Here is a 23242-nt window from a genome sequence, read left to right as displayed (position 1 = left end):
GCGGACTTCGGGGCTGCCCCGGGGCGGGGGCGCCCGCGGGACCGCCCCCGCCGCTGGGGACGTCCCGGGCCGCCTCCGCCCCGGGGCGCGGTTCAGGACTTGGGGGAGAAGCGCAGTCGCGTGGCCGCCAGCGCGCCGAGGGCCAGCAGGACGATGGAGACCCACAGGCCGGAGAGGTGGTTGCCGGTGGCGTCCTCGGCGTAGCCCATGATGTACGGGCCGACGAAGCCGCCGGTGATGCCGATGGTGTTGAGCAGTGCCAGGCCGCCGGCGAGAGTCTTGCCCGAGAGCCGGGTGGCGGGGAAGTTGAACAGCAGGGGCTGGACGACGAAGAAGGCCAGGCCGGTGAAGCAGAAGCCGAGCAGAGCGATCACCGGACCCGCGACAGCGGCGACGATGAGGCCGGTGAACATCATCAGCAGGCCGACCACCACGAAGTTGCGGGAGCGCCGGGGAGTGGTCGCGCGCGGTGGCACCAGTACGGCACCGACGGCCGCGGTGAGCCAGGGCAGTCCGGTGAGCAGGCCGATGGTGAACGGCGAGAGATCGCCCCAGCCGCCGATGATGCCGGGCAGGAAGTAGACGACCGAGTACAGGGCGACCTGGTGGGTCCAGTTGGCGAAGATGGCCAGCAGCATCTGCTTGTCGCGCAGCACTGTCAGCAGGGACCCGGACCCGGAGCCGTTGCCCGCCGCCTGGGAGCCCTCGGTCTGTTCGCGGGTGACCGCGTCCTGGACCAACCGGGCCTCCTCCGCCGTCAGCCAGGGGGCCTTGGCCGGGCCGTCGGGCAGGAAGCGGTAGATGGCGATCGCCAGGAAGAGGCAGGGGATCCCCTCGATGACGAACATCCACTGCCAGCCGTGCCAGCCGCCGAGCCCGTCCATCTCCATGAGCAGCCCGCCGAGCGGGTTTCCGACGACGCTGGCGATGGAGGCGCCGAGCAGGAGCAGGCCGATGGCCCTGCCGCGGGTCTCGGAGCGGAACCAGTACGTGAAGTAGAGCAGGATGCCCGGCAGCAGCCCGGCCTCGGCGGCACCGAGCAGCAGTCGCATGGCGTAGAAGGACTTCTCGCCCTGGACGAAGGCCATGCACGCGGAGATGACGCCCCAGGTCAGCATGATCCGGGTGATCCACCAGCGGGCGCCCACGCGGTACATGATCAGGTTGCTGGGCACTTCGGAGATCGCGTAGGTGAGGAAGAACAGCCCCGCGCCCAGGCCGTAGGCCGCTGCGGAGATGCCGAGGTCGACCTCCAGGCGTTCCTTGGCCAGGCCGATGTTGGTCCGGTCCAGGAACGACATGATGTAGGCGGCCAGCAGCAGCGGCATCAGCCGCCGGAGATTGCGCTGGTCCAGCTCGCCGAGCGCATCGCGCGGGGATTCGTTCGTTGTGGCCGCACCAGGTGTGCGGGAAGCGCGGATCAAAGACATCGGTGTCCTCTTGGAGTGCTCTGGCAGCCGCCTGACGCGGACTGCGGCCCGGGGGTGGGCGGTGGCGGGCGGTCCGCGGCGGTGACGCCGCGGTCCGCCCGGCCCGCCGGGGTGGGGTCAGACGACGAGCCGGACCGGGTTCTCCACGGCCTCGGTGAAGGCCGCGAGCCAGCGCGCCGCCACGGCGCCGTCGACCGGACGGTGGTCCACGGACAGGACCACGCCGAGCACCTTGGTCGTGGTGACCGCACCGTCGCGGACCACCGCCTCGTCGCGTGCGGCGCCGATGGCCAGGATCGCGGCCTGCGGCGGGTTGATGATGGCGGTGAACTCCTCGACCCCGTACATGCCGAGGTTCGAGACGGTGATCGAGCCGCCTTCGAGGTCGGCGGGGTGCAGCGCACCGGAGCGTGCCTGCTCCGCGTACGCGCGGGTCCGCGTGGCGATCGCCGAAACCGAAAGGTTCTCGATCCCGCGCAGCACCGGGGTCACCAGGCCGGTCTCGGTGGCGATGGCGACCGAGACGTCGACGGTACGGAACCGGCGGACGGCCTCCGGCTGCCACACCGCGTTCATCTCCGGCACCTGGGTGTGCGCCGTGGCGACGGCCTTGATCAGCAGGTCGTTGACCGAGACCTTGACCGGGCTGACGGCGTTGATCCGCTGCCGCAGGGCGAGCAGTTCGTCCACGGCGCAGGTCGCCCGCAGATAGAAGTGCGGGGTGTGCTGCTTGCTCTCCGTCAGGCGCCTGGCGATGGCCCGGCGCATGCGGGTGTGCGGGACGTCCTCGTGGTCGCCGGTACCGGCGGGGGTCGCCCGGGGAGCCGGAGACACGGACGGGGCCGGGGTGGAGTCCTTCGCCGGTGTGTGCCGGGCCGCGACCGCGGCATCGACGTCACGCCTGACGACGCGGCCGCCGGGCCCGGTGCCGGTGAGGGCGCCGATGTCGAGGCCCGCCTCCCGGGCCAGCCTGCGGGCCAGCGGACTGCTGAAGACGCGCCCGCCGCGACCCGGCGCACCGGAAGCCGGGGCGGCCGCGGGCGGTGCCACCGGCTCCTCCGGTACGTCCCGGCGCACCGCCTTCGGGGCCGCGCCGGACGTGCTGACGCCGAGCCCGGCCAGCAGCGCGTCGAGGTCACCCGGCTGCTCGCCGACGGCGCCGAGCACGGCGATCGGGTCGCCGACCTCGATCTCGACGCCCGCCTCGTACAACGCCTTGAGCAGGACGCCGTCCTGCTCGGCGGCGACGTCCACCTCGGCCTTGTCGGTCTCGATGGAGACGAGCGCGTCGTCCTTGGTGAACGACGCGCCCTCCGCCACCTGCCAGGCGGACAGCACGGCCGTTGCGGCATCGGCGGCCACGGCGGGCATTCGGAACAGTTCTGCCATGATCAACCCTCCTGGGTGTTCTCTCGTACGGGGAGGGTCAGTTCCCGGTGACCCGCTGGAGCGCGGCCACGACCTCTTCGGTCCGTGCGATGGCCGCCCGCTCCAGCACCTTGCTGATGCTGGGTGAGGATTCGCCGGCCTGGACGCGCTCCACCGGCTGGTCGAGCCAGTCGAAGTAGCGGCGCTGGATCTCGTCGGACAGCCAGCCGCCGTAGGAGGTGCCGATGGGGCCCTGCTCGGCGATGAGCACGTTGTTGGTCTTGCGGATGCTCTCGCCGAGGGTGTCCCAGTCGAGACTGGCGCGGTCCAGCCAGCGCAGGTCGATGACCTCGGCGTCCAGGCCCAGCTGCTCGACGGCGTCCAGCACGTGGTTGGTCATCGCGAGGTAGGTCACGACGGTGATCCGCGATCCGGTGCGGCGCACGGCCGCCCTGCCCACGGGCAGGCAGTAGTCGAAGTCGTCCACCGGGCCCGGACCGACCGAGCCGTACAGGTCGGTGTGCTCCAGTACGACGACCGGGTCCTTGCACGTCAGCGCGGCGTTCATCAGGCCGACGTAGTCGAAGGGTGTGGACGGGGCGACGATCCGCCAGCCGGGGGCCGTGGCGAGGATTCCGGCCGGGTCCATGGAGTGCTGGGAGCCGTAGCCGGTGCCCATCGCGACCTTGCTGCGCAGGACGAGCGGGACGCCGGTGCCCTGTCCGTCGCCGCCGAACATGTGCCGGGCCTTGCCGATCTGGTTGAAGATCTGGTCGGCCGCGACCCACATGAAGTCGGCGTACATGAACTCCACCACCGGCTTGTACCGGCCGTCGAGCGCAATGCCGCCGGCGAGCCCGGCGAAGGCGTTCTCGCTGATCGGTGTGCCCAGGACACGGTCCGGGTGGGCCTCGGCCAGCCCCTTGGTCGCGCCGTTGGTGCCGCCCTTGAGCCGGTGCACGTCCTCGCCCATGACGACGACCGACGAGTCCTCGGCCATGCGCCGGCTCATCACCTCCGCCACGACGTCGATGAACTTCCGCTGCTCCAGGCGCCCTTGGAAGCCGTCAGCGCCGGTGCCGGTGTCGGTGTCGGTGTCGGCGAGGCGCACGCCCTCGAATTCGCTGAGGTCGCCCCGTACGCCGACGTCGCGGAAGGACGGGTCGGGCCATTCGGAGGGCCTGATGCGACGGGTGCCCGGCTTGCCGTCGGGGTCGGGCTCCAGCAGTTCGTCGCCGATGGCGGCCATGACCGCCTTGGCCCGTGCGGTGCACTCCTCGATCTCGTCGGCGCTCAGGACGCCGTTCTCGACGAGCTGACGCGTGACGAGGGCCAGCGGGTCGCGGGCCCGCCACTCCTTCTCCTCGTCCTTGGTGCGGTAGCCGAACGCACTGCCGGGGAACGGGCCGTTCTGGTGGAAGTAGCGGTAGACCTCGGCCTCGACGATGGTCGGGCCGTGGCCCGCGCGCATGTGGTCCACGGCCTCGCTCATGGCGAGGTACACGGAGAGCGGATCCATGCCGTCCACGCGCCAGCTGGGGATGTTGAAGCCCAGACCGCGCGCCGACAGCCGGGGCTCGGCCGTCGCCTCGTCCACGTGGGTGGAGACGGCGTACTTGTTGTTCTCGATGAAGAAGCAGACCGGCAGCTTCCAGGCGGCGGCGAGGTTCATCGTCTCCAGCACGGAGCCGATGTTGACCGCGCCGTCCCCGAAGTAACTCACCGAGACGGCATCGGTGCCGGCCTGCCGTGCCGACCAGGCGAACCCCGCGGCCTGCGGCACGCCGCCGCCGACGATCGCGTTGGTGCCCATGGCCCCGGCCTCGCGCCACTGCAGATGCATGGATCCGCCCCGGCCCCGGCAGAAGCCCCTGGCCAGACCGCAGATCTCGGCCAGGCTGCGTTGCAGGACGGTGCGCACACCGTCGTCGACGGGGCGGCGGAGGTCGATGCCGCCGGGCGCGACGTACCCCAGTGCCTTGGCCAGGAACTGGTGGTGCCCCCGGTGCGAGCCGCCGACGAAGTCGGCACCGGTCAGAGGCAGTACGGAGCCGACGGCGCCGCCCTCCTGGCCGATGCTGGAGTGCGCCGGCCCATGGACCAGGCCCTGACCCGCCAGGTCGAGGACGTACTCCTCGAAGGTCCTGATCAGCAGGGTCTGGGTGAACATCGAGGTCAGCAGCCGCGGGTCCGCGCCCTGCCAGTCCTTCTTGGTCGCCGTCACCTCGGTCCAGGGTGAGGCGGGGGCCAGTTTCCGGTGTGTGGGCATGAGCACTCTCCTGTGTGATTCGGAGAGCACTGTCGCAGTCAATGGATCCATAGCCAATACCTCGTTACCGGAACGTTACGTTCAGATTTCGGGTATGTCCATTGACTGTGGCACCTATGGCGGCGCAATGTGAGACACATGGCGGAGAGATGGATCCATTCAGCAAGTGATCGAGGTCAGGGGCTCCCCGGGCTGACCGGTGTCGAGCACATCGGTTTCACCGTTCCCGACCTCGAAGAGGCGACCCGCTTCTTCGTGGAGGTGATCGGCTGCGAGCACGTCTACTCGCTCGGTCCGTTCCGCTCCGACGGCACCTGGATGAGCGACCACCTCGGCGTCCACCCGCGCGCCGTGATGCGCGAGCTGCGCTTCTTCCGCTGCGCCGGCGGTCCGAACTTCGAGATCTTCGAGTACGAGGCCCCGGGGCAGGAGACGCGACCGCCGCGCAACAGTGACGTCGGCGGCCACCACCTCGCCTTCTACGTCACCGACCTCGACGCCGCCGTGGCACACCTGCGGCAGCACGGCGTAAGGATCCTGGGCGAACCCACGGCCAGCTCGGGCCCGAGTGCGGGGCAGCGCTGGGTCTACTTCCTCACGCCCTGGGGGATGCAGCTGGAGCTGGTCTCCTACCCGGGAGGCAAGCAGTACGAAGCCGACTCACCGGTACGGCTGTGGCAGCCTTCCGTCTGAACACGCTGCCGCGCACCGCACCAGGGAGAGCCATGTCACGCAAGCCGACCACCGGATCCGAACCGTCCGGATCCGGTACGTCCGGGTCCAGTGCCGCCGTCGCCAGCCAGCGCGTCGCGGACCATCTGCGTGCCGCCATCCTGAGCGGTGAGCTGCGCCCCGGCGCACGGATCATGCAGGAGCAGGTCGCCGCCCAGCTCGGCGCCAGCCGACTGCCGGTACGCGAGGCCCTGCGGATACTGGCGGCCGAGGGACTGACCGTCGTGAAGTCCAACAGCGGCGCCTGGGTCTCCAGGATGGACATGGCGGAGTGCGAGGGCGTCTACAAGATCCGCGAACGCCTGGAGCCGCTCGCCCTCAGCGAGAGCGTTCCGAACCTGACCCCCGAGCAGGTCGCCGAACTGGAGACGATCGCCCGGCAGATCGAGCTCACCACCGACGTGGACCGCTTCCTCGCCCTGGACCGCCGTCTGCACCTGCTCACCTACGCCGGCTGCCGCGTCGCCCAGATCACCACCATGGTCGACCGGTTCTGGAACACCACCCAGCACTACCGCCGTGCCTTCGCCCGGCTCGCGGGCGACAGCGGCTGGGAGCTGATCCACGCCGAACACCGCCTGATCATCGAGGCGGTCAAGCGGGGCGACACCGTCGACGCCGAACGCTTTCTCACCGGCCACATCCGCCGTACACGGCTGGAACTGGCCCAGCATCCCGAACTGTTCACAGAGGACGACCATGACAGCGACCACGCAGCAGACTGACGCACGCCCCTTCGAGGGCCGGACCCTCCTCCTGTCCGGTGCGGGCGGCGGCATCGCCCGCGAGGTGGCCCGCCAGTTCCATGCGGCCGGCGCCAACCTGGTGCTCGGCGACCTGAACGCCGGGGTACTGGAGGAGTTCGCCGCGACGCTCGACCCCACGGGTGCGACCGTCACCACCCGCACCCTGGACGCCGCCTCGCCCGAGAGCAACAACGCCTTCGTCGCCGCCGCGGTCGAGACGTTCGGCTCCGTCGACTTCCTCGTGCCGGCCGCCGGGGTCTATCCGGAGCAGGCCGTCGCCGACATGACCGACGAGCAGTGGAACACCGTCATCTCGGTCAACCTCAACGGCGTCTTCTACCTCACCCGCGCCGTGCTGCCCCACCTCAACGAGGGCGGCAGCATCGTCAACCTGACCTCCATGGCCGGGCACCGCGGCAGCGTCCGGCACGCGCACTACGCGGCCACCAAGGGCGCGCTGCTCGCCTTCTCCCGCAGCCTCGCCTGGGAACTCGGCTCCAGGGCACGCATCAACATGGTCTCGCCCGGCATCATCGAGACCTCCATGACCCGCGACTACGTCGCCGCCCGCGGCGACACCGCTCTCGCCACCACCCCCCTCGGCCGCCTGGGCAGGCCGGAGGAAGTGGCCTCCGTCGTCACCTTCCTGTGCTCGCCCGCGGCAAGCTTCGTACAGGGCGAGGTCATCCATGTGAACGGCGGAATGCACATGATCTGAGCAGGACCGGGACCAGCGGGTGGGAAGAGCGGCAGTGCGAGCGGGAACGGAACGGAACATGACGACGGAAGCGGCGATCTACCCCGACCTCAGCGGCAGGTCCGTATGCGTTACGGGGGCCGCGCGCGGCCTGGGCCTGGCGATGGCCGGCGCGTACGTACACGCCGGCTGCCATGTGCTGCTGCTCGACATCGACGGTGACGAACTGGACCGGATACGGCCCGCCCTGGCCGACGGCCGCCCCGGCCAGGTGATCGCGACGGCCACCGCCCCGGTGAGCGACCAGGAGGCGGTGACGGCGGCACTCACCTCGTTCACCGACCGGACGGGCGAGCTGTCCGTCATGGTCGCCAACGCCGGTGTGTCCGCCAACGCGCCCTCCCTCGATCTCGAACTGGACCGCTGGAACACCGCGCTGGACGTCAATCTCACCGGAGTCTTCGTCTGCGCACGCGCCGCCGCCCGCATCATGCGCGAGGGCGACGGGGGTGTCGTCCTCACCACCTCGTCGATGTACGGGGTGACCGCCGGACCCGAACGCGCCGCGTACTGCGCGACCAAGGCCGCCGTCGCCGCCCTCACCAAGGTCCTGGCCGTCGAGTGGGCGCCGTTCGGCATCCGGGTCAACGCGCTCGCGCCCGGGTACGTCGAGACCGACCTGCTGACCCGGCTCTCCGACGCCGGACGGCTCGACACACAGGCGCTGCGCCGCCGCACCCCTCGCGGCCGACTGGGTACCCCGCAGGACATCGCGCATCTCGCTCTCTTCCTGTCCTCCGCGGTGTCCGCGAACATCACCGGCCAGGTGATGGTCAGCGACGGCGGCTGGACCGCCGACGGATACGCGGTGGCATCGAGCCGACCTGAGGAAGGGCGCCGCGCCGACGGGGCCGGCTGATCTAAAGTGCTCAGGCCAATTCCCGGACCGCGGACCTGAGAAGGAACTACGGATTATGCCCACTGAGACGTTCGAGTTTCAGGTGGAAGCGCGACAGCTTCTGCAGATGATGATCCACTCGATCTACTCGAACAAGGACGTGTTCCTGCGCGAACTCGTCTCCAACGCCTCCGACGCGCTCGACAAGCTGCGGCTCGAAGCACTGCGTGACGACTCGCTCGACGCGGACGTGTCCGACCTCCACATCGCCATCGAGACCGACCGGCAGGCCCGCACACTGACCGTGCGGGACAACGGCATCGGAATGTCTCACGACGAAGTGGTCCAGCTCATCGGGACCATCGCGAACTCGGGCACCGCGAAGTTCCTGCGCGACCTCAAGGAGGCCGAGTCGACCGCCGCGGCCGAGGGGCTGATCGGTCAGTTCGGCGTCGGGTTCTACTCCAGCTTCATGGTGGCCGACGAGGTCACGCTGCTGACGCGGCGCGCGGGCGAGAGCCAGGGCACCCGGTGGACGTCGACCGGCGAGGGCACCTACACGATCGAGACCGTCGACAGCGCCCCCCAGGGGACCGCCGTCACGCTCCGGCTCAAGCCGGAGGACACCGACGACCAGCTCCACGACTACGTCTCCCCGTGGAAGATCAGGGAGATCGTCAAGCGTTACTCGGACTTCATCACCTGGCCCGTCACAATGGCCCCCGAGGCGGCCGACGGTGCCGACGGTGCGGAGGGGGCCGACGACACCCCGCGCGAGCCCGAGACGCTCAACTCGATGAAGGCCCTGTGGGCACGCTCGCGCGACGAGGTCACCGACGACGAGTACCACGAGCTGTACAAGCACATCAGCCACGACTGGAGCGCCCCGCTGGAGACCATCCGCCTCCAGGCGGAAGGCACCTTCGAGTACCAGGCACTGCTCTTCATCCCGTCGCACGCACCCCAGGACCTGTTCATGCAGGGGTACCAGCGCGGCATCCAGCTCTATGTGAAGCGCGTCTTCATCATGGACGACTGCGAAGCGCTGATGCCGCCGTACCTGCGCTTCGTCAAGGGCGTCGTCGACGCGCAGGACCTGTCGCTCAACGTGTCGCGCGAGATCCTTCAGCAGGACCGCCAGATCCAGCTGATGCACCGGCGGCTGGCGAAGAAGGTGCTGTCGACCGTCAAGGACATGATGTCCGCCGAACCGGAGCGGTACGCCACGTTCTGGCGGGAGTTCGGCCGGGTGCTCAAGGAAGGGCTGCTGAGCGACTTCGAGAACCGCGAGACGATCCTCGGTGTCTCGTCCTTCGCCACGACCCACGACAAGGACGAGCCGACCACGCTGCGGCAGTACGTGGAGCGGATGAAGGACGGCCAGGAGCACATCTTCTACCTGACGGGCGAGTCCCGGCAGGCCATCGAGAACTCCCCGCACATGGAGGCGTTCCGCGCCAAGGGCGTCGAGGTGCTGCTGCTCACCGACCCCGTCGACGAGGTATGGGTCCAGGCGGAGCCCGCCTTCGACGGCAAGCAGCTGAGGTCCGTCGCCAAGGGCGAGGTCGACCTCGGCACCGAGGAGGAGAAGAAGGAGGCCGCGACCGAGCGCGAGGGCCGGCAGCAGGAGTACGCGGATCTGCTCGGCTGGATGACCGACCGGCTGGGCGGCACCGTCAAGGAGGTACGGCTCTCCTCGCGCCTCACCGTCTCGCCCGCCTGCATCGTCTCCGACACGCACGACGTGACGCCCGCCCTGGAGAACATGTACCGCGCCATGGGCCAGGACGTTCCCCAGGTCAAGCGCATCCTCGAACTCAACCCGGAGCACCCGCTGGTCAGCGGCCTCAACCGGGCGCACGCCGAACGAGGTGAGGAGGACGGCACCGGTCTCCAGGAGACGGCCGAGCTCCTCCACGATCTGGCACTGCTGGCCGAGGGCGGCGAACTGGGCGACCCCTCGCGCTTCGTTAGGCTGATGGCCGACCGCCTCGAACGTACCCTGTGAACACGACCGCTCCCGCACGCCCGGGAGCGGTGCACAGGAACTGACGGCCCCGGCCGCTGTCGGTGCGACGGCACCGGCGGCGGCCGGGCGCCGCGTGAGCCGCCGGGACCGTTCCGCCGGTGGCGATGGGGTGATCCGGATGCGCACCGCGCGGTCCGGAGCGAGGATCGAGGTACGGGCAGTGGCCCGGCTGCGCCCCGACTCCCCGGGAGTCGGCCCCCTTCCCCGGCGCTCCGGTCCGCTTCCCGGCCGCCGGCGCGCCTCCCGCCCTCGCGCCTCTTTCGCTCAGTGCCCCGTACGCGGTGCGATTTCGGCGATCAGGCCCTCGACAAGGGTTTTGATCTCGTCGCGGACGGTTCGGACCGCTTCGACACCCTGGCCGGCCGGGTCGTCGAGCTTCCAGTCCAGATAGCGCTTGCCGGGGAACACGGGGCAGCTGTCGCCGCAGCCCATGGTGATGCACACATCGGACTCGCGGACGGCGTCGATGGTGAGGATCTTCGGGGTCTCGGCGGAGATGTCGATGTCGGCCTCGGCCATGGCTTCGACGGCGGCGGGGTTGACGGCGTCGCCGGGGTCGGAGCCTGCGGAGCGGACTTCTACGCGGTCTCCGGCCAGGTGGGTCAGCCAGGCGGCGGCCATCTGGGAGCGGCCCGCGTTGTGGACGCAGACGAACAGGACGGACGGCTTGCCGGAGGTTTCGGCCATATTGATCGTTCTCTTTCGTCGCACGGCGGTACCGGCCGCCAAAGAATTCAGCTCCCGCTGATATCAGCAGGCAGTGATGTGAAAGTATCAGTGCATGCTGACTTCAGTCGATCCTGATCTGATCCGGGTGCTGGGCGATCCGCTCCGCCTCCGGATCGTGACCCTGCTGGCCCGCGAGACGCTCTGCACGACGCACCTGGTCGAGGAGACCGGAGCGAAGCAGACCAACCTCTCCAACCACCTGAAGGTGCTGCGCGAGGCCGGGGTGGTGGACACCGAGCCGTGCGGCCGCTTCACCTACTACAAGCTGTGCCCCGAGGTCCTGGCCGGTCTCTCCGAGCAGTTCGCCGCACTGGCCGAGTCCGCACGTGGTGCCGCCGGGAAGAAGCGGGCCTGCCCGTGACCTCCACCGAACCCACCACCACGGCCCCGGCGGCCGGTGACGACTCGGTCGTCAGGAAGCTCTCCACCCTCGACCGTTTTCTCGCGGTGTGGATCCTGCTCGCCATGGCCGTCGGCCTGTGCCTGGGGCGGATGGTCCCGGGCATGAACGACGCGCTGGCGAAGATCGAGGTCGGCGGGATCTCGCTGCCGATCGCGCTCGGCCTGCTCGTCATGATGTACCCGGTCCTCGCCAAGGTCCGCTACGACAGGCTCGACACCGTGACCGGCGACCGCAAGCTGATGGTGTCCTCGCTGGTCATCAACTGGATCGTCGGCCCGGCGGTCATGTTCGCGCTGGCGTGGATCTTCCTGCCGGACCTGCCCGAGTACCGCACCGGATTGATCATCGTCGGCCTCGCCCGCTGCATCGCCATGGTCATCATCTGGAACGACCTCGCCTGCGGCGACCGAGAAGCGGCCGCCGTACTCGTCGCCCTCAACTCCGTCTTCCAGGTCATCGCGTTCGGCCTGCTCGGCTGGTTCTACCTCGACCTGCTGCCCCGGTGGCTGAACCTCGGCGACGGCCAGGGCCTGGACGTCTCCGTCTGGCACATCGCCCTCAACGTCATCGTCTTCCTCGGCGTCCCGCTGCTGGCCGGATTCCTCACCCGCCGCATCGGCGAGCGGAAGATGGGCCGCGAACGCTACGAGCAGGGGTTCCTGCCGAGGATCGGCCCGTGGGCGCTGTACGGGCTGCTCTTCACCATCGTCATCCTGTTCGCCCTCCAGGGGAAGACGATCACCTCGCAGCCCCTGGACGTGGTCCGGATCGCACTGCCGCTGCTCGCCTACTTCGCGGTCATGTTCTTCGGCACCTTCCTGCTCGGCAAGACCCTCGGTCTCGCCTACGACCGCACGGCGACCCTGGCGTTCACCGCGGCGGGCAACAACTTCGAACTCGCCATCGCCGTCGCCATCGCGACCTTCGGCGTCACCTCCGGCCAGGCCCTGTCCGGAGTAGTCGGCCCGCTCATCGAAGTCCCGGTCCTGATCGGGCTCGTGTACGTGTCGCTGGCCTGGCGCAGGAAGTTCACGACGCCGGAATAACCGGTGGCCCACGGACGCGCGCTCCGCATAGCTTGGGCGCCCGTGACTGATGCCCCGAAGAGCACATCGCACGACGCGCCCATGACGTCCGCGGAACCGGCCACGGCGGAACACGGCGAACGGACGACCGCGGCCGGCCTCCCGCCCTTGCGGACCGAGGCCGCCGAGGGGCTGTTCTCCGGAACGTACGCGGCAGCCACCGCCACCTTCGCCGCGGTGATGTTCCTGACCGGGCTCGCCGCCCTGGCCGTGGTCCCCACCCTGCCGACGGCCGCACAGGATCTGGACGGGGTGTCCCTCTTCCCACTGGTGGCGGGCTGTTTCGTGGCCGCGAGCCTGCTGGGCGGAGTGCTGGGCGGCCACTGGGCGGACCGCGACGGGGCGCACCGCCCGCTGGCCGCGGGCATGGCGCTGGCGGTGGTCACCCTGCTCGTCTCGGCCGCCAGCACCTCGATCTGGCAACTGGCCGCCGGACGCTTCGTGGACGGAGTGGCGGGCGGAATGGTCGCGGTGTCGATCAACGCCGCGATCGGCCAGGCGTACCCCGACCGTCTGCGGCCGCGTGCCCTGGCGCTGATGAGCGCCTGCTGGATCATTCCGTCCCTGGTCGGCCCCCCGTTGGCGGGGCTGGTGGCCGAGGCCTGGTCCTGGCGTTCGGTGTTCTACGGCCTCGCGGTTCTGACGGCGCTTCCGGCGCTGGCGGTCGTGGCCGTGCTGCGCGGCCGTTCCTGGCCCGTCGTGCCCGAGCCGTCGGAGGACCGGGCCCCGCGCCCCGCCCTGATGGTCGCGGTGGCGGTCAGTGTGGGCGCGGCGCTGGGGCAGTACGGCGCCTCGGGCTGGGACACCCGCCATCTGCTGTTCGCGGCGGCGGGACTCGCCCTGCTGGTGCTGTTCGCCTCACGGCTGCTGCCGGCCGGCACCTGGCGCGCCGGGCGCGGTCTGCCGGCCACGGTGCTGCTGCGCGGGCTGAGTTCGGGAGTCTTCTTCACCCTGGAGGCCCTGGTGCCTCTGATGCTCGTCACCGGCCGGGACGTGGCCCCCGTCGTGACGGGCCTGGCCTTCACCGGCGCTGCCGTGGCCTGGGCGGCCTCCTCCTGGGTGCAGGGCCGCCTGCCGGAACGGACTCCCCGCCACCGCCTGGTCGTGATCGGTGCGCTGGTGCAGGTGGTGGCGGTCGTGATCGCCGCCGTCGGGTCGCTGCCCGGGATGCCGCCGGTCACCGCCGCGTCGTCGATGGTCGTCGCAGCGGTCGGCATGGGCCTGCTCGCCCCGTCCCTCACCGTGCTGTCGCTCTCCCACGCCCCGGCCGGCCGCCAGGGCCATGCCAGCAGTGCGATGCAGACCAACCAGAATCTGGGTCAGATCCTCGTCCTGGGCGTCGCCTCCGCCGTCTTCAACGCCTTCCTGGGCGCCGGTTCGAACGACCACGTCGGCTACGTCGCCGCCTTCGGGCTGCTGCTCGTGCCGGGCGTCCTGGCCGCCCTGCTCGCCGGCCGGGCCCGAAGCGCGTGAGGTGCGGGTCCGGCGCGACCGGCTGCCGGCCGGGTTTGACGGCCGCGCGGCGCACAAACGCCGGAAACACGCCTTAATCAGGCGGAAAGTGATCCTGTGGGCAGAGTGCGGACATCTCTAGGCTCGGCCCTATGCGTGTACTTTTCGCCTCGACCCGCGGCTCGGGCCACTTCCACCCACTCGTTCCCCTCATCGACGCGTGCACGGCACGGGGCGACGACGTCCTCGTCGTCGCCCCACCGGCACTGGAAGCGTTACTGGCGTCCCGGAAACAGCCGTACCGCATCGGCGGGGAGCCACCCCAGGAGGAACTCGAGCGGGTGATGGAGCGGGGACTGACACTGTCACCGGAGGACGGCGTCGCCATGATGGTCGGGGAGGTGTTCGGCCGGCTCGGCACCGCCGCGATGCTTCCCGCGCTGGAGGAGGCCTGCCGCGACTGGCGCCCCGACCTGGTCCTGCACGAGACGTTCGAGTTCGCCTCGGTGGTCGCCGCCGAACGCCATGGGATCCCGCACGCCCGGGTCGCGGTCTCCGCCGCGAGGTTCACCGGGTCCACCGACCATCTGCTGGGCTCCGTGCTCGACCCGTACGGCCCCGGCATCGCCGAGCGGCTCCTCGCGGCGCCGTACCTGACCCGCCTGCCCGCTTCCCTGGACCCCTCGCCGTACGCCGCGACCCGCCGCTACCACGAAGACCTCCGGCAGGAGACGCTGCCGGACTGGTGGAACGGGGCGGAGGGGCCGCTGGTTCATGTCACCCTCGGCACCGAGGCGGGCGCCCTGCCGACCGCGGCCGGCCTGTACCGCGCGGTGGTGGAGGCGGTGAGCGCACTGCCGGTGCGCGTACTGCTCACGACCGGGCACCGCATCGGCGCGGCGGACATCGGACCGCTGCCGTCCCACGTCCACGTGGAGCCGTGGGTGCCGCAGGCGGACGTGCTGCGCAGCGCCTCGCTCGTGGTCTGCCACGGCGGCTCGGGGACGGTCTACGGCGCACTCGCGGCCGGCGTCCCCGTGGTCTGCGTCCCCCTCTTCGCGGACCAGCCGGAGAACGCCCGACTGGTGACCGAGGCACGGGCGGGGGCGGCCGTCACCCCGACCGGCGGCCCGGCGGACGAGCCGCCGGTGCTGGGCCCCGACGACGTACGGAGCATCCGTACGGCCGTCGAACGCGTGCTGGGGGAACCCGCATACCGTGCGCGCGCCCGGTCCCTGGCCGACGAGGTGCGGACCACCGCCACCGCAGCGGAACTGCTCGCCGCCCTCGAACCGTGATCCCGGGCCATGACCGGGCCGCCGACCCGCACACCCGTACGGTGGGTGTCGCCGTGCCCAGGTGCTTCCGCGGCGCACGGGCGGGCATGGGAAGGAGATGGCCCGAGTATCCGCACCCGTGATCGAGCTCGTCCGGCGTACGACCGAGCCCGTCGGGGCGCAGACCCTGCGTTCCACGGCGGCCGCGGTCATCGCCTACGTCGTGGCGGTGTGGACCCTGCCGCACCCCGCACCGCTCACGGCCCCGCTCACCGCGCTCCTCGTCGTGCAGGTCACCCTCTACGCGACGCTCACCACCGGCATCCGCCGGGTGAACTCGGTCGTGGTCGGGGTGCTCATCGCCACCGCGCTCAGCGCGCTGGTGGGCCTGAACTGGTGGAGCCTCGGGCTGACGATCTTCGCCTCGCTGATCATCGGGCGACTGGTGCGCGTCGGCGAGTTCGTACCCGAGGTGGCGATCAGCGCGATGCTCGTGCTGGGCGTCTCGCAGGTCGCCTCCACCGCCTGGGACCGGGTGCTGGAGACCCTGATCGGCGCCGGAGTGGGGTTGCTGTTCAACCTGCTCCTCGCACCTCCCGTGTGGGTGCAGCCCGCCGGCGCCTCCATCGACGGCCTGGCCCGCGAGATGGGACGGATGCTGCGCGCGATGGGCCAGGACGTGAGCGGTCACGTCACCGTCGAGCGGGCGGCCGACCGGCTCCACGCCGCCCGCCGACTCGACCACGACATCGTGGAGGTCGACGCCTCGCTGCGGCAGGCCGAGGACAGCCTCACACTCAATCCGCGCGTCCGGCAGGGACTGCTGTACCGGGTCGTGCTGCGCACCGGTCTGGACACCCTGGAGATCTGCGCCGTGGTACTGAGGGTGCTCTCGCGTACCCTCACCGACCTGGCCAAGGCCCGTACCGACGAGACACTGTTTCCCGCCGATGTGGCCGCGTCGCTGACGGAACTGTTCGGCCGGATGGCCGGTGCCGTCGAGAGCTTCTCGGAGCTGATCACCACTCCGCTCGCGGAGAACGCCGAGGATGCGGAGGACCGGCTGGCACACGCACTCGCCGTCAGCCGGGCGACCAGGGACCGGGTGGCCGATCTGCTCCTCGAAGACGTCCAGGAACACCCCAGGCAGTGGCAGCTGCACGGCGCGCTGCTCGCCGAGGTCGACCGGATCCTGGACGAGCTCGACATCGACAAGCGCACGGAACGCCTCGGCAAGGAGCTGGACCGGCGCTCCGCGCAGCTCCACGAACGCCATCCCTGGCTGCGCGCCGTGTCACGACGGCTGGGCGCCGGGCAGAACTGACGCCGGAGCATGCGGCGCAGCCCCGGGCGGTGCCGGTACGGAAGTCACCCGGAGGCAGGCATGCGCTCGACGGCGACCAGCGCGGCATCGTCGCCCAGGCGACCGCCCGCATGGCGCAACAGGTCGGCGCAGAGCGACTCCAGCAGGGCGTCGGGACTGGCGCCGCACCGCGAGGCGGCCCGCTCCCGCAGCGGGTAGAAGTTCCCCGACCGGTCCCGGGACTCGATGACACCGTCGGTGTACAGGAGCAGGGTGTCACCGGCCTCGAAGCCGAACGTCTCCGCGGTGTGTTCCGTGATCACCAGACGCGCCAGACCGAGCGGCGGGGCCGGTGCCCGCACCGCGAGCGGGATCACCTCGCCCGCACGCAGCAGCAGCGGCGGCGGATGGCCGCAGCTGACCAGATGGAGTTCGGCGGCGTCGTCGGGGATGTCGAGCACGGCCGCGGTGACGAAGGACTCCGCGAGGTCCGGATCGTACTCGGCGTCCTCGTCCCCGCCGTCGTGCGAGGGATCCTCCGGGTCCGGGGCGATGCTCGTCTCCAGATGGGCCACCAGTTCGGGCAGGAGCCAACGCTGGCGGGAAAGGGCGTGGAACGCGCCCAGGACGGTGGCCGCCTCACCGATCGCGGCGAGCCCCTTGCCGCGCACATCACCGATGATCAGACGGGTGCCTCCCATGGTGCGGGCGGCGGCGTACAGATCGCCGCCGATCTGTGCCTCGGCCTCCGCCGCCAGATAGACCGAGGAGATGCGCAGCGGGCCGCTCCGTCCGGGCAGCGGCCGAAGCACCACGCGCTGCGCCGCCTCGGCCACCGAACGCAGCTGGGTCACGGCCCGCTCGTCGCGGACTCTCAGGTGGGCGAAGAAGGTGACGAAGACGGAGATGAGTACGAGCGCGATGATCTGGTAGGTGTGGTTGAGGTCGTTGATGCTGCTGCTTGCGACGGCCACCAGCGCCTGCGCCAGCACGGCGACCGCACCGACGAAGGCGGTCATCCGCGGCCCGGAGAACGAGGCGGCCACCGCGGGCGCCGCCACCAGGAACGGCCCGAGATGGACATCCGGCGGTGCCAGGACATCGACCACAGTGACGACGGCGATCAGCACGAACGGCATGGCCACGAGCGCGTTCCTGCGCCGCCGGGACTCATGGATCGACTGCAGGGACCACTGGGAAGCCATGTTTCCGGGATACCTCACCCGGTCCGTCTCCGCCCCTCGTACGGCTCCCGGGCGGGCCGGCACCGGCGCAGCCGGCCTCGGGTTCTCCCGTGCGGCCGGCCGCGCCCGATGCGCAGGTCCAGGGGCCCGGGTGCCTACGGAACCAGCGGGGAGTCCGACAGGCGGGGCGACGGCGGCGCCGCGCCGTCCAGCGTCGCGGAGTGCAGGGCGGCGTGCTCCTCGCGGGAGACGACCGACCGGCCGCCGCGGACCGTGAGCCGGTTCCCCCGCGGGGTCGTCCACCGCACCTCGGCGCGGTCACCGGCCACGTCCAGCTCGGGACCCGGAACGGGCCGCGCATCCGCCTCCGATCCGGACGGCACGAGGGACAGCGTCCCCGCGGCGAAGGTGTCGCCGAGCTCCGCCCAGTCAAGCTCGGCCGGGGTCGTGCTCTCGAAGAGGACCACTTCGATCCGCACCCCGTCGGCGTGCGGGACCAGCCGGGCCGCGGGCGTACGGCCGCCGAAGGCGCCCCCGGCGAGCCGGAAGTCCAGCCGCGCCGTCCCCAGGTCGACTTCGACGCCGCCGTCGACCGGGGATTTGGCCGCCACGGGCGGCGCACCGATCAGGTCCACCACCAGACGCAGCGACCGTGCCCGGAACCGGTCGCCCGGCTCGATCATGTCGAGGTGGTGGTGCCGGTCGCCCGCAGGGCAGGCGAACCCCGCGAGCCAGGCCACGTGCGGGCCGCTCTGCACGGTGGAGAGCACACCCGAGGCGAAGTCGAAGTCCTCCGCGCCGTCATCCTTCATGAGATGGACGTGCAGATGTCCGGAGGTCCCGTCCGGGCGCACCCAGTGGCCGAACAGCGGCCGTCGCTGGAGCCAGGTGTCCTGGTGATTCACGCTGCCCAGGGTGGTGACCGGATCCAGCCAGGTGGTGCCGGTCTCCGGGGCCGGGCTGCCGGTGAACAGTTCCCGGTGCTCGTGCGCGCTCTCCAGCTCCAGCAGCCGGGGCCGGACCCAGTCGGGCATCCGGTAGTCCACGCAGGAGTCCAGGCCGGTCGACATCTCGCCCCGGACCGGGCGGGGCTCCGGCGCGCCGAGCAGCCCCCCGACCGCCTTCGCCAGGAACGGCGGCACACCCAGGTCGTTGCTGTAGCAGCGGGCCATCGGGCCGGAGAGCTGGCGGGTCGGCGGGTGCCAGCGGGCCAGGAAGTGCAGCCAGAGACGATCGTGCAGCCGGTCGTTGAGCTCCAGCACCTCCTCGTCGGTGACGTGCTCCCTGATCAGGGTCAGGGTCTGGAGCACGACACCCCAGTACGAGGGGCTGTTGAACTCGGTGAAGCTGCCGGTGCCGTCGATGGCCTGCGAGAGCCGCACCATGCGGTCCCTGCCGTACGCGAACAGCTCCTCGTCGTCGAGGACCTTCCCCGCGGCGAGCGTCACGAACGTACCCATGACGGCGACGTTCGTGTACGTCAGGTGCACATTCCTGCGGACGATGGACGCGGCCGCGTGCCGCAGCGACTCGCGCAGTTCGTGCCGCACCCCGGCCGGCAGGGCGTCGCCGTGACGGGCGTGCACCAGCAGCAGCGCGATGCCGAGGAAGTCCGCCCAGTTCCAGTCGGCAGGGACCATCTCCGCCGCCGGTTCCTCGGCGTAGTAGCCCCAGATTCCGTAGGTGGCGTTCTCCGGCGACCGGTCCTGCAGCCCGGCGATCCGCAGGATCACGGAGTGGGCGCGCTCGGCGTCGCCCTCGCCGCCCCGTTCCAGCAACAGCAGCGCGTAGTGCAGGGAGTTGCGGGTGGGGTGAGCGTGGCCGCCCTTGATGTTGGTGTGGATGGGGTTGTACGGGGCTTCGACCTGCAGCAGGTTCGCCTCGGCGTCCCAGCAGCGATCGCCCTCGGCGAGGGCCGCTCGCAGCAGGGTTCGGTCGTACGCGGCGGCCGACCAGGCAGGGTGCACGGGATGTCCTCCAGCTCGCGATCGTCGGACCGACGATCTCCGTCAACGCTTGGGAAACGTTTTCCAGAGGCTAAGCCGACGCCAACGCTCCGGCAAGGGGCATACGGTGAACTCCCGCTCAGAAGCCCGTCCCCAACCCATTGACGCGGAGATATCGGGCGGTGCAAGGTGACCCCGGCTGGAAAACGCTTTCCAGCCGGTTTCCGGTCTGCCCTTGAATGGAGTCCCGATGAGACCCTCCCTGCGCATCGCCCTGACGGGCGTCACCGCGGGTGCGCTCGTCTGCGTGCTTGCCTCGTGTTCCGGTTCCGGCGGCGGCACGGCCGCCGACGGCACGGTGACGATCACCGTCTCCGGGCGTCCGCCCGCCACCAACGCGGCCGCGCTCAAGACGTTCGACGCGCGGGTGGCGGAGTTCGAGAAGGCGAACCCCAAGATCAAGATCAGGACGAACGAGTACCAGTACGACCAGCAGAGCTTCCAGACCAAGGTGGGCGGCGGCAGCCTGGAGACGATCGTGCGGGTACCGCTCACCGAGATGTCGGGCCTGATCAAGCGCAGGCAGATCGCCGATCTCACCGCGGACTTCAAGGGGCTGAAGCACAGCGAGGACTTCAACGATGTCGCGCTCGGGGCCGCGAAGGGCGTGGACGGCAAGCTCTACGGCATCCCCACCGAGGAGTACGCCCTCGGCCTGGTCTACAACCGCGATCTGTTCGAGAAGGCCGGACTCGACCCGGACAAGCCGCCGGCCACCTGGTCCGAGGTCCGTACGGCGGCCAAGGCGATCTCCGAGAAGACCGACGCCACCGGATACGCGCAGATGACCAAGGAGAACACGGGCGGCTGGATGCTGACCGCGATGGCGTACTCCTTCGGCGACAGCATGCAGGAGGAGTCCGGAGGCAAGTGGGTCAACACCTTCGACCGTGCCGGCAGCGGCGCGGAGAAGTCACTGAAGGCGCTGAAGGACATGCGCTGGACGGACGACTCGATGGGCAGGAACCAACTGCGCAACATCACCGACATGGAGAAGGACTTCTCCGCCGGGAAGATCGGCATGACGATCGCCGGACCGAGCTTGGTCGGTCACTACATCGCGCAGTACAAGGGCGACCCGAAGACCATCGGTCTCGGCGCCATGCCCGTCGACGGCGGCAACAAGCGGACCCTGGCCGGCGGGACCATCGCGGTGATCAGCCCCAGGGCCACCGCGCGGCAGCGCGAGGCCGCGACGAAGTTCATCGACTTCTACTACCTCTCCACCAAGTACGACGTCGCACTCGCCGAGAAGGACGCGGTGGCCAAGAAGAAGGACGGAGCCGTCGTCGGCGTGCCTTCCGTCCCGTTCTACGAGCCGGCCATCGCCGACCCGGTCGACGCCGCCGTCAACAAGCAGGCCAACGTGCCGGTCGAGCACTTCGCCCCGTACACCGAGGCGCTCGGCGACTACGAACTGCGCATCGAGCCGTCCGTCGAGGCCCAGAACGTCTACAAGGCCCTCGACAGTGCCGTGCAGGCCGTGCTGACCCGCCAGGACGCCGACCCGGCGGAGCAGCTGAAGAAGGCCGCGGCGCAGGTCAAGTCCCAGGTGGAGCGGGCGCAGAACTAGGACCACCTCCCGGCAGCCGGAGGGCGTCCGGAGCATCAGGCAGTGAGCACAGCACGAGGAGAGGCGAGGAGACGTCAATGAGCAGGTCACAAGCGCCTGCGGCGCCCGCCGGGAACCGCACCCGGAAGGACCGGACGAGGAAACGGCGTACCGCCGACCCGTCCGCGGCCCGGCCCCGGACCCCCGACAGGCCGCCGCGCACCGCCTCCCCGCACCGCGGCGGCCCGGTTCGACGCCTCGTCCGCTGGGCCGGGCAAGGAGGCGTCACCACCATCCTGTTCGGCCTGCCGATGGTGCTGTGTTTCGCCTACTTCTCGTGGTGGCCGATCGTCCAGAGCGTGCAGCTCAGCTTCCAGCAGACCAATCTGGTCGACCCCGCCACCTGGGTGGGGCTGGACAACTTCCGCCATGTGCTGGACGACCCGCTGCTGTGGAAGGCCGTCAAGAACACCGCGCTGTTCGCGGTGCTCGCCCTGGTGATCGGCTTCCCGGTGCCGCTCTTCCTCGCGGTGCTCATCGCCGAACTGCGGCGCGGCGGCACGCTGTTCCGCATCCTCGCCTACCTTCCGGTGGCGATCCCGCCGGTCGTATCCGTCCTGTTGTGGAAGGTGTTCTACGACCCGGACGCCGGCCTGTTCAACCAGCTGCTGGCCCATGTGGGCCTCGGTCCCTACCCCTGGCTGCAGTCGACCGACACCGCGATGCTGTCGATCGTCCTGGAAGCCACCTGGGCGGGCTTCGGCTCCACGGTGATCATCTACCTGGCGGCGCTCGGCTCCGTACCCGGCGAGCTGTACGAGGCCGCCGAGATCGACGGGGCGGGCATCTGGCGCCGGGTCTGGCACATCACCCTGCCGTCGCTGCGCGGGGTCATCCTGATCATGCTGCTGCTCCAGATCATCGGCACCCTGCAGATCTTCACCGAACCCTTCGTGATGACCGACGGCGGCCCTGAGGACTCCACACTCACCGTCCTGATGCTGATCTACAACTACGCCTTCCAGAACGGCGACTTCGGAGCCGCGACCGCCCTCAGCGTCATGCTGGCCCTCGTGCTCGGCGTGCTCTCGGCGATCTATCTGCGGGCGACGAGGAGCTGGAGCAACTGATGGCCGTACAGATTCCCCTTCGCACCCGCCGCAGGAACCGCCCCGAGGAGAGCGGACGCGGGCTCATATCCGGCGCCGACCGGCGACGCACCTCCGTACGCCTCTCGCTCCGCTCCGTGCAGACCCTCTCGCTCCTGCTGCTGCTCGCCTTCGGGGCGGCGCCCCTCTACTGGACGTTCAAGGGCGCCGTCTCACCGACCCAGGAGCTGCTGCGCGACCCGTTGGCGCTCTGGCCCGGCCACGCGCAGTGGGACAACCTCTCCCGCGCCTGGGACGAACTCCAGGTCGGCCAGTACCTCTGGAACACCGTGGTCCTGGTCACCGGCTCGGTCGTCGCCCACCTCGTGGTCGCCACCACCGGCGGCTACGTCCTGTCCGTGCTGCGCCCCAAGTGGGCGGCGCCCTTGCGGTGGATGGTGCTCGCCACCCTCTTCATCCCCGGTTCCATCTCCCTGGTGGCGCTCTACCTCACCGTGCTCGACCTGCCGGGCCTCGGCATCTCGCTCGCCAACAGCCCGTGGGGCGTCTGGCTGCCGCACGCGGCCAGCGCCTTCACCGTACTGATCGTGATGAAGTTCTTCGACGGCATCCCGCGCGAACTCTTCGAGGCCGCCAAGGTCGACGGCGCGGGTCCGTTCGTCATCTTCCGCAGGATCGTGCTGCCCATGTCGCGGCCGATCCTCGCGGTGGTGACCCTGCTGACGGTCATGAACTCCTGGAAGGACTTCCTCTGGCCGCTGATCGTCATCCCGGACACCGAGAAGCAGCCCATCTCCGCCGCACTGCCGCGCCTCGCGGAAACGGCGGAACAGTCGCTGCTCATCGCCGGGATGCTGCTCGCCATCCTGCCCCCGGTCGTGCTGTTCCTGATCTTCCAGCGGCAGATCGTCCGTGGCGGGGGAGGCTTCACCGGCCTCAAGGGATGAGCACCACCCGGGCACCGGTGCGGACT

19 protein-coding genes are annotated in these 23242 nt (G+C 70.3%); 13 read left to right on the top strand and 6 right to left on the bottom strand.

Features of this window, described 5'->3' with window-relative positions; translation table 11 throughout:
* Positions 1–92: 92 nt before the first annotated feature.
* The 3 genes from ACWCPY_RS13755 to ACWCPY_RS13745 all read right to left on the bottom strand — a co-directional run bounded on the left by ACWCPY_RS13755 (position 93) and on the right by ACWCPY_RS13745 (position 5067).
* Positions 93–1430 (bottom strand): MFS transporter, encoded by a 1338-nt coding sequence (locus tag ACWCPY_RS13755; protein ID WP_451264494.1) that lies wholly within the window; start codon positions 1428–1430, stop codon positions 93–95.
* 117 nt (positions 1431–1547) lie between these two features.
* Positions 1548–2819 carry a 2-oxo acid dehydrogenase subunit E2 gene (locus tag ACWCPY_RS13750; RefSeq protein WP_451264492.1) on the bottom strand — a complete coding sequence of 424 codons (1272 nt, stop codon included), beginning with the start codon at positions 2817–2819 and terminating at the stop codon, positions 1548–1550.
* A 37-nt stretch (positions 2820–2856) separates the two neighbouring features.
* Entirely contained in the window at positions 2857–5067 is a 2211-nt protein-coding gene (locus ACWCPY_RS13745; RefSeq protein ID WP_451264490.1) for an alpha-ketoacid dehydrogenase subunit alpha/beta, read from the bottom strand.
* A 138-nt stretch (positions 5068–5205) separates the two neighbouring features.
* On the opposite strand from ACWCPY_RS13745, the gene ACWCPY_RS13740 reads away from it, so the two are divergent.
* From ACWCPY_RS13740 to htpG, 5 genes are read left to right on the top strand one after another with little or no spacing between them, the layout of a single operon-like run.
* Positions 5206–5760 carry a VOC family protein gene (locus ACWCPY_RS13740; protein ID WP_451264488.1) on the top strand — a complete coding sequence of 185 codons (555 nt, stop codon included), beginning with the start codon at positions 5206–5208 and terminating at the stop codon, positions 5758–5760.
* 32 nt (positions 5761–5792) lie between these two features.
* Entirely contained in the window at positions 5793–6524 is a 732-nt protein-coding gene (locus ACWCPY_RS13735; protein ID WP_451264486.1) for a GntR family transcriptional regulator, read from the top strand.
* The gene (locus ACWCPY_RS13730) at positions 6499–7263 is read left to right on the top strand and encodes an SDR family NAD(P)-dependent oxidoreductase (RefSeq protein WP_451264484.1); all 765 of its coding nucleotides are present in this window, start codon (positions 6499–6501) and stop codon (positions 7261–7263) included. Before ACWCPY_RS13735 ends, ACWCPY_RS13730 begins: the two co-directional genes overlap by 26 nt.
* 58 nt (positions 7264–7321) lie before the next feature.
* Positions 7322–8161, top strand: coding sequence for an SDR family NAD(P)-dependent oxidoreductase (locus ACWCPY_RS13725; RefSeq protein WP_451264482.1), 840 nt, complete (start codon positions 7322–7324; stop codon positions 8159–8161).
* 55 nt (positions 8162–8216) lie between these two features.
* Positions 8217–10148 carry a molecular chaperone HtpG gene (gene htpG, locus ACWCPY_RS13720; protein WP_451264480.1) on the top strand — a complete coding sequence of 644 codons (1932 nt, stop codon included), beginning with the start codon at positions 8217–8219 and terminating at the stop codon, positions 10146–10148.
* Positions 10149–10433: 285 nt separating this feature from the next.
* On the opposite strand, the gene ACWCPY_RS13715 is transcribed toward htpG, so the two are convergent.
* Positions 10434–10856: an arsenate reductase ArsC gene (locus ACWCPY_RS13715; RefSeq protein WP_451264478.1), complete on the bottom strand. Its 423-nt coding sequence runs from the start codon at positions 10854–10856 to the stop codon at positions 10434–10436.
* 94 nt (positions 10857–10950) lie between these two features.
* Between ACWCPY_RS13715 and ACWCPY_RS13710 the strand changes: the two genes are divergently transcribed.
* The 5 genes from ACWCPY_RS13710 (at position 10951) to ACWCPY_RS13690 (ending at position 16439) form a co-directional block, all read left to right on the top strand.
* The gene (locus ACWCPY_RS13710) at positions 10951–11259 is read left to right on the top strand and encodes an ArsR/SmtB family transcription factor (RefSeq protein ID WP_451264477.1); all 309 of its coding nucleotides are present in this window, start codon (positions 10951–10953) and stop codon (positions 11257–11259) included.
* Positions 11256–12347: an ACR3 family arsenite efflux transporter gene (arsB, locus tag ACWCPY_RS13705; RefSeq protein WP_451264476.1), complete on the top strand. Its 1092-nt coding sequence runs from the start codon at positions 11256–11258 to the stop codon at positions 12345–12347. The genes ACWCPY_RS13710 and arsB overlap by 4 nt, the downstream gene beginning before the upstream one ends.
* 81 nt (positions 12348–12428) lie before the next feature.
* Positions 12429–13859, top strand: a complete 1431-nt coding sequence (locus tag ACWCPY_RS13700) for an MFS transporter (RefSeq protein ID WP_451264636.1) — start codon at positions 12429–12431, stop codon at positions 13857–13859.
* Between the two features lie 131 nt (positions 13860–13990).
* Positions 13991–15136 carry a glycosyltransferase gene (locus ACWCPY_RS13695; RefSeq protein ID WP_451264475.1) on the top strand — a complete coding sequence of 382 codons (1146 nt, stop codon included), beginning with the start codon at positions 13991–13993 and terminating at the stop codon, positions 15134–15136.
* Between the two features lie 97 nt (positions 15137–15233).
* Entirely contained in the window at positions 15234–16439 is a 1206-nt protein-coding gene (locus tag ACWCPY_RS13690) for an FUSC family protein (RefSeq protein WP_451264474.1), read from the top strand.
* A 44-nt stretch (positions 16440–16483) separates the two neighbouring features.
* Here the strand turns inward: ACWCPY_RS13690 and ACWCPY_RS13685 are convergent, their stop codons facing one another.
* Positions 16484–17623, bottom strand: a complete 1140-nt coding sequence (locus ACWCPY_RS13685; RefSeq protein WP_451264473.1) for a PP2C family protein-serine/threonine phosphatase — start codon at positions 17621–17623, stop codon at positions 16484–16486.
* Positions 17624–17757: 134 nt separating this feature from the next.
* On the bottom strand, positions 17758–19569 hold the full coding sequence (locus tag ACWCPY_RS13680; RefSeq protein WP_451264472.1) for a hypothetical protein: 1812 nt from the start codon (positions 19567–19569) through the stop codon (positions 17758–17760).
* Positions 19570–19798: 229 nt separating this feature from the next.
* On the opposite strand from ACWCPY_RS13680, the gene ACWCPY_RS13675 reads away from it, so the two are divergent.
* The 3 genes from ACWCPY_RS13675 to ACWCPY_RS13665 all read left to right on the top strand — a co-directional run bounded on the left by ACWCPY_RS13675 (position 19799) and on the right by ACWCPY_RS13665 (position 23216).
* Positions 19799–21181, top strand: a complete 1383-nt coding sequence (locus ACWCPY_RS13675) for an extracellular solute-binding protein (RefSeq protein WP_451264471.1) — start codon at positions 19799–19801, stop codon at positions 21179–21181.
* Between the two features lie 77 nt (positions 21182–21258).
* On the top strand, positions 21259–22290 hold the full coding sequence (locus ACWCPY_RS13670) for a carbohydrate ABC transporter permease (RefSeq protein WP_451264470.1): 1032 nt from the start codon (positions 21259–21261) through the stop codon (positions 22288–22290).
* Positions 22290–23216: a carbohydrate ABC transporter permease gene (locus ACWCPY_RS13665; RefSeq protein WP_451264469.1), complete on the top strand. Its 927-nt coding sequence runs from the start codon at positions 22290–22292 to the stop codon at positions 23214–23216. The genes ACWCPY_RS13670 and ACWCPY_RS13665 overlap by 1 nt, the downstream gene beginning before the upstream one ends.
* The last annotated feature ends 26 nt before the right edge of the window (positions 23217–23242 follow it).

It is taken from the genome of Streptomyces sp. NPDC002403, assembly GCF_053593015.1.
Note: the sequence above shows the minus strand (reverse complement) of the source record. Positions and strands in the feature narration are given on the sequence as shown.

What these genes read in the sequence shown, in the direction of transcription:
- ACWCPY_RS13740 (WP_451264488.1), top strand. Translation starts at nt 5,206, where the DNA reads ATGGCGGAGAGATGGATCCATTCAGCAAGTGATCGAGGTCAGGGGCTC.
- ACWCPY_RS13755 (WP_451264494.1), bottom strand. Translation starts at nt 1,430, where the DNA reads ATGTCTTTGATCCGCGCTTCCCGCACACCTGGTGCGGCCACAACGAAC.
- ACWCPY_RS13725 (WP_451264482.1), top strand. Translation starts at nt 7,322, where the DNA reads ATGACGACGGAAGCGGCGATCTACCCCGACCTCAGCGGCAGGTCCGTA.
- ACWCPY_RS13745 (WP_451264490.1), bottom strand. Translation starts at nt 5,067, where the DNA reads ATGCCCACACACCGGAAACTGGCCCCCGCCTCACCCTGGACCGAGGTG.
- ACWCPY_RS13710 (WP_451264477.1), top strand. Translation starts at nt 10,951, where the DNA reads ATGCTGACTTCAGTCGATCCTGATCTGATCCGGGTGCTGGGCGATCCG.
- htpG (WP_451264480.1), top strand. Translation starts at nt 8,217, where the DNA reads ATGCCCACTGAGACGTTCGAGTTTCAGGTGGAAGCGCGACAGCTTCTG.
- ACWCPY_RS13685 (WP_451264473.1), bottom strand. Translation starts at nt 17,623, where the DNA reads ATGGCTTCCCAGTGGTCCCTGCAGTCGATCCATGAGTCCCGGCGGCGC.
- ACWCPY_RS13670 (WP_451264470.1), top strand. Translation starts at nt 21,259, where the DNA reads ATGAGCAGGTCACAAGCGCCTGCGGCGCCCGCCGGGAACCGCACCCGG.
- ACWCPY_RS13750 (WP_451264492.1), bottom strand. Translation starts at nt 2,819, where the DNA reads ATGGCAGAACTGTTCCGAATGCCCGCCGTGGCCGCCGATGCCGCAACG.
- ACWCPY_RS13690 (WP_451264474.1), top strand. Translation starts at nt 15,234, where the DNA reads ATGGCCCGAGTATCCGCACCCGTGATCGAGCTCGTCCGGCGTACGACC.
- ACWCPY_RS13695 (WP_451264475.1), top strand. Translation starts at nt 13,991, where the DNA reads ATGCGTGTACTTTTCGCCTCGACCCGCGGCTCGGGCCACTTCCACCCA.
- ACWCPY_RS13700 (WP_451264636.1), top strand. Translation starts at nt 12,429, where the DNA reads ATGACGTCCGCGGAACCGGCCACGGCGGAACACGGCGAACGGACGACC.
- ACWCPY_RS13675 (WP_451264471.1), top strand. Translation starts at nt 19,799, where the DNA reads ATGAGACCCTCCCTGCGCATCGCCCTGACGGGCGTCACCGCGGGTGCG.
- ACWCPY_RS13730 (WP_451264484.1), top strand. Translation starts at nt 6,499, where the DNA reads ATGACAGCGACCACGCAGCAGACTGACGCACGCCCCTTCGAGGGCCGG.
- ACWCPY_RS13665 (WP_451264469.1), top strand. Translation starts at nt 22,290, where the DNA reads ATGGCCGTACAGATTCCCCTTCGCACCCGCCGCAGGAACCGCCCCGAG.
- ACWCPY_RS13715 (WP_451264478.1), bottom strand. Translation starts at nt 10,856, where the DNA reads ATGGCCGAAACCTCCGGCAAGCCGTCCGTCCTGTTCGTCTGCGTCCAC.
- ACWCPY_RS13735 (WP_451264486.1), top strand. Translation starts at nt 5,793, where the DNA reads ATGTCACGCAAGCCGACCACCGGATCCGAACCGTCCGGATCCGGTACG.